Source organism: Chamaesiphon sp. OTE_75_metabat_556, assembly GCF_031378165.1.
Classification (GTDB): Bacteria; Cyanobacteriota; Cyanobacteriia; order Cyanobacteriales; family Chamaesiphonaceae; genus Chamaesiphon.
In genome coordinates, this window is the sequence record NZ_JANNDR010000026.1 from 17,387 (window position 1) to 28,548 (window position 11,162).

Here is an 11,162-nt window from a genome sequence, read left to right on the forward strand (position 1 = left end):
TAGCGTGAGAAATAGCATGTCAGCCAGACAGTTAGACACAGGGATTCAGTCGGGTTCGCCCCAGCCACTGAAAGTAGGACTCATCGGGATCGGCAATATGGGACAACACCATGCACGGGTGTTGAGTCTCCTCAAAAACGTCAAGCTGGTTGGCATCGCTGATGTCAATGTCGAAAATGGTTTGGAAGCTGCTAGTAAGTACAAAGCTAGATTTTATGAAGACTATCGGGAGCTGCTCTCCCAAGTCGATGCCGTCTGTATCGCCGTCCCGACTAGGTTGCACTATGAAGTGGGGATCGCTTGTCTCCAAGCGGGAATTCACGTCTTGATCGAAAAGCCGATCGCGGCCACGATCGAAGAAGCTGAAGCTTTAGTTAATGCGGCGGCGGAATCGCAGTGCATCCTGCAAGTCGGACATATCGAACGCTTTAACCCCGTCTTCCAAGAACTCAGTCAAGTCCTTAAAACTGAGAAAGTTTTAGCCCTCGAAGCACATCGGATGAGTCCCTACTCCAATCGGGCTAATGATGTCTCTGTCGTGCTGGATTTGATGATCCACGACATCGACTTACTGATGGAACTCGCTGGTGCGCCAGTTGTGGGACTCACAGCCAATGGTAGTCGTTGCCCCGAATCCAAATATTTAGACTATGTAACTGCTACCCTCGGTTTTGCTAATGGTGTCGTCGCCACCCTGACTGCCAGCAAAGTTACTCATCGCAAAACTAGATTAATTGCCGCGCACTGTCGCCAATCCCTGACCGAAGCCAATTTCCTCAGCAACGAAATCTCGATCCATCGGCATAATGCCGATCTGCTCAATGAGTATCATCAGGGCTTATACCGCCAAGACGGACTGATCGAGAAAGTCTATGTCAAAAACATCGAGCCACTGTATGCAGAGTTAGAGCATTTTGTCAACTGTGTTAGGTGTGGCAGCGAACCATCAGTCGGGGGGGAGCAGGCACTCAAAGCCCTCCGCCTCGCGACCTTAATCGAACAGATGGCACTCGATGGTAAGGTCTGGAAATTACCCGATCGAGATCGACTGGAACTCTTAACAAATCAGTAAAATTACCAAGTAATAGTAATAGTAGGGGTAATTCATGAAGCGATTCGCGCTCCTCGGCTTTGCCGAGGGTTTAGCGGCGTTTTTATTCGGGGGTTCCCCCCGAATAAAAAAACGACAAGACAGCGAATCAAGACATTACCCCTACTATTAATGTTTTAGCGTGTGAGTAAATCGGTTTTTAAAAATCGATCGACAAAAATCCGCGCCATTGCGTCACCACCACCCTTATCGCCGATCCGCTCCAATCCATTTTCCCGACATTGTTGGAGATATGTTGTATCCCCTAACGTGCGCTGAATGGCTTGCGCGGCTTGCGTAATTGTTTCTGCTGTAGCTGGTTTGGTACCAATGGTTTGAATCGAAGAACCCAACAGGCGCATTTGCGCTTCGGCGAAAGTATAGGTAAACTGCGGGCCAGCACCAGGAATTTGCATGATTGGTTTGCCCAAACCGACGGCTTGTTCGATCGCTGTGCCAGCCATCCCTGCTACGAGATCGCACCGATCTAAAATATCCGCAAAGGCATCATCAATGCAGCGTAACTTAATCTGATGTTCGGGATGAGTTAAATAACCTGTCGGATGATATTCCCATCCTCCTTGTGCTGCTACCTGTTGGATCGGCATCATACCATTCGCATCGGGCAGGCATAAATTTGGGGTAACAGCGGCACAAAATTGAATCCCATCGGGAAATAATGGTGATGTCGCGATCGCCAAATCTAATAGTAGTTGTAAATTTGTGCCCGCTTCGGGCAATCTACTCCCAGGTAATAAAGCAACTAGTGGTAAATCGGGCGATAATTGTAGATCTTTGCCTGTAAGTTCCAAGGCATCCATTGCGGGAAAACCGACAAATCTGGCTTTATCATAACCCTGTTTATTTAACAGCTCGGCGGTATAGCGATCGCGTGTAAAAATCTGCTGACAGCGATCGGATTTGAGCAGCCATTCCGTTAGTTTGGGATACTGCATTTTGTGCTCGTAATATGCCGAACTCGATACCATAAATGAGATGTATGGTTTACCTGTGAGGTAGGCACCGAGTAACACGACGACATCCCCGATCGCAAAAATTGCCGAGCATTTATCACCATACTTACGGATAGATTGAATCTGTTGCCAGAGTAAAGTAAATAAACCCGATCGAATATCTTCTAGAAGTTTAAACCTGTCGTTATAGACAAAACCGCCAGATGGCAAAGCTTCAGTCGGACCGATGATTTTTATATTTAAGTTACGATAAGCATTACCGTAGCCAACGATCGGCATTGCGCCAATTTCTACATCTGGTGCTTGTTTTCGCAAGGCTTTGACAATTTGGATGGCATTGAGATCTTCGCCGTGTCCATTACTGAGGAATAGAACTTTTTTGGTTGTTTGTTGTGAGTCTAAGCTGTTCATTCTTTTTAACCGCAGGCTACCAGGAGGATGCAGGATATACAGTGGTTCAGATACCGTAGAGGCAGGTTTATGTTAGAGATTAACTACTTGAAAACTAAGCTGGGACAAATCTGCCCTAACTACCCTAGTAAAGATGGCATGATTTAATTTAGAAGTTTAGAGTATAAATCTTCAGTTTTAATTAGCATTCGATCGAGTGTAAATAACTCTTCATACCGTTGCTTTCCATTACGTGCAAATTCTTCGACTAATTCCGGTCGATCGAGTAAGCATTGAATTTTTTCAGCCAAGGCATCCACATCTTTGGGTGGAATTAGAAACCCAGTTTTGCCATCAGCAATTTGTTCGATGATACCACCGATCGTCGTACCGATCGCGGCTTTTTGTTGTGCCATTGCTTCGGCACAGGCTAGACTACAAGCTTCTTGCAGCGAAGGCAATACAAAGAAGTTAAATAGACTCATCAATTCTGGCAGATCGTTAACATAACCTGAAAAAATTGTACTTTCTGCAATCCCTAAATCTTGAGACTGCTGTTTGAGTTGTTGTTCTAAATCGCCCACACCTGCAATAACTAACCGGAGGTTTGGTTTGTCTTTAGCTACTCGTGCGAATGCTTGTAATAGATAAGTCAAGCCTTTTGCTTCAGATAGTCGCGCCGCCGTACCAATAATTGTTTGGGTTGTCGGATCTAAATTGAATTGATTAGCTAGCGATGTGACTTTAGATCGATCGAGTATTGGTGTCGGTACGCCATTATAAATCATCTCTAGCTTGGCTGAGTTCATCCCAAACTTGACTAAAATATCGTACTCAGTTTGACAGACAGAAATTACTCGCGTTGCCCACAGATTGGCAAATAAACAAGCTAACCGATAGCTAACATCCGCACTGACTCCATGATAGCCATGGACGGTAAAGACGATCGGCAAATTGGGAAATAATAACCGTACGGGAATCATTAATTCATGTGCGCCATGAACGTGAATCAGATCGATCGGTTGACGTTTTTGTGCGGCTTTAATGCCAGCAATTAGTTCTCTCAATCCCTGAAAAAAGTTCCGCTCCCAGGCTGTGAATTCACAGTAAGTAAGTTGTTGTTCTAAAAAAGGTGGTAATCCTTTACCTGTTGGTGCGAGTAATGAAATCTGATAACGATCTTGAAACTCTCGGACGAGACTTAAAGCCTGTCGTTCGGTGCCGCCCTGATTGAGATAAGGTAAGATATAAACTAAATGTTTCAATGTTTGCTTACCGATCGATTAGTTGAAATAGTTACGGTTATTTATACCTGTACAAAGTTGCGGCTGAAACCTTTGGGTACCCACAAGGGGCACCCCTACAGATTAATGGTATGTTGCAGATATTTTGCAGGTATTAGTAGTATCGATTAAGAGGCATGAGCTTGCAGTACGCCGACACTAGTTTGAATTGGGATAATATCTAGAGTATCAGGAGTGGCACAGAATTTGAGGTCGTCAAAGCATTCCAATCGTACCAACCGTTGTCCGTGACTGGCGAGGTAAAATAAGTCCAAAAGATTGTCTTTCCACTGACGATACAACGCGATCGAGGCTACTAATTCATCATTACCGGCGACTTCTGCCAATGGTAAATTTAATTTAGTAATTATACTATCGGCGATCGCCCCCGCACAGACGGTATCTTCGAGCGAGTAGTCGCCTTCCCATCCCGATCCTACCATCCACACTGTCTCTGGCTGCTGGGAGATGACATAACCCGCGATCGCTTGCCGATTGACTAAGGCGGCGGCGAGGACGATTTTGGCATCCTGGATGCGCTGTAAGGTGCGAGTACCATTGGTGGTACTGATAAATAACCGTTTACCACCCACTACCTCTGGCGTACAATCTAGCGGCGAATTGCCGAGATCGCAACCAGCTACTTTAGCACCGCCCCGCTCACCACCGCGCAAACGTAATTCAGATGGCCACTTGTCACTCACTTGCATCAGCGTATCCATATCACTGAAAGCTTGGATGGCTTCAGCTCCAGACTTTAGTGCTGCGGCGATGGTTGAGGTCGCTCGTAGTACATCGATCGCGATTGCGCAGACGGGGAGTTCGTTTGCAGGGGTGCGTTCGGGGGTGTGGTAAGTATATAGTTTCACAATTAAGACAAAAATACGGCTGGTTCGTCAGGGTGGTTATTTACCCTATTCAATCTTAATGCCAGTCGCACCCGAAAATTTCTAAACTACGGACAAATGCGTTGGCGGAGCCTCTCTGGAAGAGAATCGATATTTAGTCGATTGCGATACTATTGGCGGACAGAGGTAATTTGGATTCGCTACTGTCAATTTTGCATTACCTCTGTATTTACCAATCGATCGAATTGAGTTTTATCCCCATTAAAAACATTCAGATCTACTAATGTAGATATTCCTGAAATCCTACCAGGTTCGCTATATTGCCAGAATAGCCACTGTTTACCGTCGATTAATATTGGCAACTTATTAAAGCTATAAAAATCGCTAATCCAAATTGGTTGAGTGGGATAGCGATCGCGGAGATATCGATCGTAAAATTCATATGTAACGTACAAGATCGGTCGCTTTCGATAGAACTTTTCGACGATCGTGATGAAAGTATTCAACTCTTGTTCTAGCTTAGCTTGTGTCGGTTGCGATCGACAATTGCCACTAAATTCTAGATCGATAACTGGAGGTAATGTCCCTGGCTGTTTCGGTACTGTATCGATGTAGTTCTGGGCTTGTTCGCGTCCCGATTTACAAAAGGTGAAAAAATGGTAGGCTCCGACGATTTTACCTTGCTTTCGAGCCTGTTGCCAGTTAGCTTGAAAGCGGGAATCTTTAAAATTGCCCCCTTCAGTTGCTTTTATCAAAATAAAGTTTATTGTCGATCGATCTAACCGCGCCCAATCAATCTGCTGTTGATGACTGGAGATATCGATCCCACGAATTGGAAATCGGTTGCGATCTGGATAATTGATATGAATGATGCCAAAATAAAATAATAAACCTCCAACTCCACTAATTGTCAACAACGAACATAACAGAATCACAAACAAAGATCTTCTCCCAACCTTGGGAGATTTGAACAGAGGAAATTTGGTCTGCTTCATACTTGCCGAATTATGCGATGGTTTTTGATTTTCACGCCATAGGATTGCAGCCGTTGCTCCCATCCATGTTGATTGCCGATCGTTTTAGTTTCACTGTACAATCCAGCTTTTTCTTCAGATTTGGTGAATTTAGCAAACTTTAGATACAAAGGATGATTTGGACTCAAAAATGTTTCTTTACGATGCAGGATTGGCGGATTTTCATATTGGGAATAGTCGCGAAATCGTAAGCTTAAATCTCGTAAATCGATGAGCATTGCCCACTGCAAGGCTGGATGGGCGATCGATTCAAAATCTGGATAATAGAGATAGGAGATACAGGGCTTATCGGTATGAAACTTAATCAGATTTGCATCCTCAGTACCGCCGATATTTCGGCTGGCACAACCTTCATATAGTCGCAGCTTGGGATCAATTTCGTTGAGAGCGGAGATATGAATATATAGTGCCGCTGGTAATAATTTCCCGATTTTACTATGTTGACAAGCTTGTTTAATCACACCTGGTTCGCCAATCTTAAATAATAATCGATCAGCAACTGCACATGCTTCATCATAACTACCAAAAAAGGCTTTAATATCTGCTTTCATTGCCGCAGATAAATTTCGCAAACTCCGTCTTTGACCGAAGTGTGATAGAGCTAAATAAACTTGTAAATCTAACGATCTCTGATAGGCGATCGTATCCCATTCTGCTTCGTCAGTAGCGGTTAAAACAATCTGAAATGCCCGCTTAATACTTCCAAATTCGCTAGCTAATTCAGCTTCTGCGGCTAATTCTCCTTTAATCGGTATCCGTCCGCGCTGACTGACAAATTCCATTAATGGTGCAAGTTGGACTTGATAATCCTCAAACCGTTTGCTCGCAGCTCTGACGCGCGGCGTCGTCATCCGTGTATAAAGTCTTGCCGCTCGAAAACTTTCGGCTTGAGCTAGATCGCGAAATACTAAAAAAATCCCCAAACCGATTGGGATCGCATCAACTGTTAGGACTCGATCGATATACTCTTTTAATTCTACTTGCTGATAATATTTCTGAAAGGTATTCCGCTTAGTTAAAATCCCATCACCATAAGCTAACATCCCACTGAGATCGTTGACTAAAATCTGCGCAGCAACGATTAATACTCGTCCCGTCAATTCCCACGCATGACTCAATGCTCGATCGCGTTCTGCGGGATCTTCGATGACATTAATGATATAGCTGAGATTGACTATATCTGCCGCTCGAATCTCAATATCAGGGAAATAATATGGATCCCAACCTTCGCAGTTATATCCTTGCGATTTCAACCTTTTGACATCGCCACCAATCCCACAACCATAATCAAAAATCGTTGTTTCTGATGTAATAATACCCGACTCGATTGCCAGTCTTACCGGACGAGATAGTTCCACTCGCGATATGGCGGCGCGATGTCGTTCTACTTCTACTGTACTCGGTATTTGAGACATGGAATCTTACACCATTCTTGACGGAACATGACAAATACTGGTGGGGTTTGGGTGGGCTTGAATTAAATTTTTGGTGAACTCGATGTTTTTTATATAAACCCGCCCCTACAGATTTTGGCGTTATTTGCCGACTTGAATTAATTCGACCTTATAACCAGTCGGATCTTCCACAAAAGCAATCACAGTCGTGCCGTGTTTCATCGCTCCTGGCGCGCGGACGATTTTGCCGCCTTTGGCTGTAATTTGCTCGCAGGTAGCATAGATATCATCTACCCCGATCGCGATATGACCGTAGGCATCACCGATCGTATAGGCTGAAGTATCCCAATTATGGGTAAGTTCGATGACTGTGCTGTCAGATTCCGCGCCATAGCCGACAAAAGCGAGCGTAAACTTGCCATCAGGAAAATCTTGTTTGCGAATTAATTTCATCCCCAGCACTTCACAATAGAAGCGCAGAGATGCTTCTAAATCGCTCACTCGCAGCATCGTATGTAGTAAACGCATAGCTAAAAATCGCTTTATTTAAAAATTGGTGACTAAAATTGCTAACTTAATGTGTCGTCAGGTCGTATGATAACCTGTTGGCACCGATCGGTGCCGAGGAACGGATAATTGGGGTGTCAAGCTACATTGTTTACGGACAGATCGATTACCTACGGTAGGCTACGCCAACGCGATTGAAGGATGAGGGAATGACTATGAATATGCCAGACATGGCGATTGCGGAAATTAGAGCTAGAGAGATTCTCGATTCTCGCGGTCGCCCGACAGTAGAAGCCGAAGTATACTTAGCCAATGGTGGATTTGGGCTAGCTCAAGTCCCTAGCGGCGCATCGACGGGTAGTTTTGAAGCCCACGAATTGCGGGATGATGATGCCAGCCGCTATGGGGGCAAAGGTGTCCTCAAGGCTGTTGCCAACATTCATGACAAGATTGCGCCAGCACTCGAAGGGATGGATGCATTCGATCAAATCGCGATCGATCGATCGATGATCGAATTAGACGGTACGCCGACTAAATCAAAATTAGGGGCTAATGCTATTTTAGCGGTATCCCTAGCTAATGCCAAAGCAGTCGCTAATGCCCTCGGAGTACCGCTCTACCGTTATTTGGGCGGCCCCTTGGCAAATCTGTTGCCCGTACCGCTGATGAATGTGATCAATGGTGGTGCTCACGCAGCAAACAACATCGACTTCCAAGAATTTATGATCGTACCCGTCGGGGCGACTTCCTTCAAGGAAGCTTTGCGATGGGGAGCCGAAGTATTTGCCTCTTTAAGCAAAGTTTTAGACCAAAAAGGTCTTTTGACTGGTGTGGGTGACGAAGGTGGCTTTGCGCCCAATCTGGAGTCCAATCAGGCATCGTTAGAACTATTGATCGCGGCGATCGAATCGGCTGGCTACAAACCAGGCGAACAAGTCGCGCTAGCTCTCGATGTGGCCGCCAGTGAGTTCTACAAAGATGGTAACTATGTCTACGATGGCAGTAGCCATACACCAGCGCAGTTTATCGACTATTTAGCCGATCTGACGACCAAATATCCGATCGTCTCGATCGAAGATGGTTTGCATGAGGACGACTGGGCAAGCTGGCAATTACTCACCCAGAGAATTGGCTCGAAAGTCCAACTCGTTGGTGATGACTTGTTTGTAACTAACTCTGTCCGGTTGCGCCAAGGCATCAAGGAAAAATCGGCCAATGCCATTTTGATCAAACTCAATCAAATCGGTACCCTCACCGAAACCCTACAAACGATCGATCTGGGTACTCGCAACGGCTTTAAATCGATTATCAGTCATCGCTCTGGCGAAACTGAAGATACCACGATTGCCGATCTCGCCGTCGCTACCCGCGCCGGACAGATCAAGACGGGTTCTCTATGTCGCAGCGAACGGGTCGCCAAATACAACCGCCTGCTGCGGATCGAAGATGAACTCGGCGATCTCGCCATCTATGCTGGCTTAGAATAATCGATCGCGGTTACGAATCGATCGTCCGAACAGCAGGGGTAATTGATGAATTGCCCCTGCTGTTTTTATGTCTGGTGGCACAGAGCCAGGGCGATCGAGGACAATCCATCTAGGGTATACTGGTGAGGCTGGATACATTTTTACAATTAATTAATATTTTAATTCGAGCAGATCGATCCAGGTGAATGTTTGTTCTCAGTAGGATTAAACCTCACACTCACAAATTTACTACTCAACCTCTAATCCATTGGGAATCGACCTCCGCAGTTACGTCTTTATCGATCGGTTGCAACGCCAACATGCCGCATATCTGGGTACAGAAGCCCAGGGGTTTTTGCCATTGCCAGCGGATTCATCCTTGTGGATCGAGGTTTCCCCTGGGGTCGAAATCAACCAAATGATGGATATCGCCCTCAAATCCGCACAAGTCCGACCAGGCGTCCAGATTATCGAACGCTTGTATGGCTTGATGGAAATTCATGCCAGCAATCAGGGTGACGTTCACGCTGCCGGACAAGCGATTCTGGCCTATCTCGGCGTTCGTCAGTCGGATTGTCTGAAGCCACGCGTGATTTCGAGTCGGATCATTCGGAATATTACCGCCCATCATACCCAGATGATCAACCGGAGTCGGCGGGGAAACATGATTCTCGCCGGACAGACTTTGTATGTCTTGGAAGTAGAACCCGCCGCCTATGCCGCTATTGCCGCTAATGAAGCCGAAAAATCGGCGTTAATTAATATTCTCCAAATTTCGGCAGTAGGTGCCTTTGGGAGATTGTATTTGGGTGGTGAAGAACGCGATATCAAGGCGGCTGAAGCGGGAATTTTAGCAGCATTAGAAAGTTTACCCGGTCGGCCATTTCCAGACAAAGGTCAGCGGGAGTAGGCCATGAACGCGAGTGCAGAAGAGATGTTGCAGCGCGGTGCGGTGGCCTGGTTGAAGTGGCGATCGCAACAGCCGGAAGCACCAGATTTGAGCGATGCGCGGTTGATGGGGCTGAATCTACGCGGTGCCGATCTGCATGATGTCAACTTGAGACGGGCGAATCTGAGTGATGCCAAGCTAGTCATGGCTAGCTTCGTCGGCGCAAACCTCAACAATGCGATCGCCGATAGCGCGGATCTGGTCGAGGCCAATTTACAATCGATCGAGATGATTAATGGTCGCGCTCAGGGTGCCGACTTGCAACGTGCGAATTTAAGCAATGCCAATCTGATGGGCAGTAATTTTAGTGATGCCGATTTGCGAGAGGCTAATTTAGCAGACGTCAATGCGATCGCGATCGATCTAACCGCCGCCCAGCTTCGAGCGGCAGATCTCGATCGGATTTGCCTCCAACGGGCAACCCTCAGTTATGCCAATTTAGTTCAAACTAATCTCGCTCATGCCGATCTGTCTCAGGCGATTTTAGTGGCAGCAGAATTGGGTGCGGCGCATCTGTATCGCGCCAATTTGACCCAGGCACGGCTGAATCGATCGCATTTAGTCAGCGTCTATGCAATGTTTGCTAATTTCGATCGCACCAATTTGACTAGTGCCGATCTCTCATGGGCGAATCTGACCAAAGCGAGCTTAATCGGCGCAACCTTGCATGGTGCCAAGTTGCGCGGAGCCAATTTAACTAGCGCAGACTTATCTGGTGCAGATTTATCTGGTGCAGACTTATCCGGTGCCAATCTCAGCTACACCAATCTCCAGCGCACCGTACTGACTAACGCCAAGTTAACCGAAACCATCTTTACTGGCGCGATCCATTAAATTGATAAATAGATCGTCACTAGATTTGCTAACTACTAGACTGGTATTGGCGTTGACTTAGAAGGATCGAGAATTCGATCGCCACCGCTGCCATTCACATCTTCAAAAGAGTGGCGTCTGCTTGGGAGTATTAATATTTTCAGGCGACTGACTTGGATCGATCGGTGTTGAAGAGTTTTCTGGTGATGGGGATGCAGTTGGGGTTGGGGTTAGCGTTGGTGTGGGGGTTGCTGAAGGAGTTGGTCGAGATCGAGGCGGATAAAAAGTACTCGGAGTAGCAGTTGGGGTTGGCGTTGGCGTCGGTGTTGCTGTCTGCGTCGGAGTGGGTACGACAATCGGTGTTGGTGATTCGGATGGTGATGGTGTCACTGAAGGGCTAGGAGTGACGGTGGG

General features: G+C 46.4%; 11 protein-coding genes and 1 pseudogene. 4 read left to right on the forward strand and 8 right to left on the reverse strand.

The annotated features are described in order from the left end of the window. Positions 1 to 16: 16 nt before the first annotated feature. Positions 17 to 1,072, forward strand: a complete 1,056-nt coding sequence (locus RMO27_RS01135; protein ID WP_309728267.1) for a Gfo/Idh/MocA family oxidoreductase — start codon at positions 17 to 19, stop codon at positions 1,070 to 1,072. 155 nt (positions 1,073 to 1,227) lie between these two features. Here RMO27_RS01135 and RMO27_RS01140 read toward each other — a convergent pair whose 3' ends face one another. The 6 genes from RMO27_RS01140 to gloA all read right to left on the reverse strand — a co-directional run bounded on the left by RMO27_RS01140 (position 1,228) and on the right by gloA (position 7,541). Continuing rightward, positions 1,228 to 2,475 (reverse strand): lipid-A-disaccharide synthase-related protein, encoded by a 1,248-nt coding sequence (locus RMO27_RS01140; RefSeq protein WP_309728269.1) that lies wholly within the window; start codon positions 2,473 to 2,475, stop codon positions 1,228 to 1,230. A gap of 143 nt (positions 2,476 to 2,618) precedes the next feature. Further along, entirely contained in the window at positions 2,619 to 3,719 is a 1,101-nt protein-coding gene (locus tag RMO27_RS01145) for a glycosyltransferase family 4 protein (protein WP_309728271.1), read from the reverse strand. A 146-nt stretch (positions 3,720 to 3,865) separates the two neighbouring features. Next, positions 3,866 to 4,606, reverse strand: coding sequence for a 2-phosphosulfolactate phosphatase family protein (locus RMO27_RS01150; RefSeq protein WP_309728273.1), 741 nt, complete (start codon positions 4,604 to 4,606; stop codon positions 3,866 to 3,868). Between the two features lie 185 nt (positions 4,607 to 4,791). Further along, positions 4,792 to 5,580, reverse strand: coding sequence for a GH25 family lysozyme (locus RMO27_RS01155; protein ID WP_309728275.1), 789 nt, complete (start codon positions 5,578 to 5,580; stop codon positions 4,792 to 4,794). Further along, positions 5,577 to 7,034 (reverse strand): DNA phosphorothioation-associated putative methyltransferase, encoded by a 1,458-nt coding sequence (locus RMO27_RS01160; RefSeq protein WP_309728278.1) that lies wholly within the window; start codon positions 7,032 to 7,034, stop codon positions 5,577 to 5,579. Before RMO27_RS01160 ends, RMO27_RS01155 begins: the two co-directional genes overlap by 4 nt. Positions 7,035 to 7,154: 120 nt before the next feature. After that, positions 7,155 to 7,541: a lactoylglutathione lyase gene (gene gloA / locus RMO27_RS01165; protein ID WP_309728280.1), complete on the reverse strand. Its 387-nt coding sequence runs from the start codon at positions 7,539 to 7,541 to the stop codon at positions 7,155 to 7,157. 200 nt (positions 7,542 to 7,741) lie between these two features. Between gloA and eno the strand changes: the two genes are divergently transcribed. Continuing rightward, complete coding sequence (gene eno / locus RMO27_RS01170; RefSeq protein ID WP_309728292.1) at positions 7,742 to 9,007, forward strand: phosphopyruvate hydratase; 1,266 nt, start codon at positions 7,742 to 7,744, stop codon at positions 9,005 to 9,007. On the opposite strand, the gene RMO27_RS01175 is transcribed toward eno, so the two are convergent. Beyond that, the gene (locus RMO27_RS01175) at positions 8,999 to 9,145 is read right to left on the reverse strand and encodes a hypothetical protein (protein WP_309728282.1); all 147 of its coding nucleotides are present in this window, start codon (positions 9,143 to 9,145) and stop codon (positions 8,999 to 9,001) included. The genes eno and RMO27_RS01175 overlap by 9 nt on opposite strands. Before the next feature lie 109 nt (positions 9,146 to 9,254). On the opposite strand from RMO27_RS01175, the gene RMO27_RS01180 reads away from it, so the two are divergent. Then, a complete protein-coding gene (locus tag RMO27_RS01180; RefSeq protein WP_309728285.1) occupies positions 9,255 to 9,896 on the forward strand; it encodes a hypothetical protein in 642 nt (213 codons plus the stop codon). A gap of 3 nt (positions 9,897 to 9,899) precedes the next feature. Further along, on the forward strand, positions 9,900 to 10,769 hold the full coding sequence (locus tag RMO27_RS01185; protein ID WP_309728287.1) for a pentapeptide repeat-containing protein: 870 nt from the start codon (positions 9,900 to 9,902) through the stop codon (positions 10,767 to 10,769). A 102-nt stretch (positions 10,770 to 10,871) separates the two neighbouring features. On the opposite strand, the pseudogene RMO27_RS01190 reads toward RMO27_RS01185, so the two are convergent. Next, positions 10,872 to 11,162 (reverse strand): annotated as a pseudogene (locus RMO27_RS01190) (hypothetical protein); the annotation flags it as partial.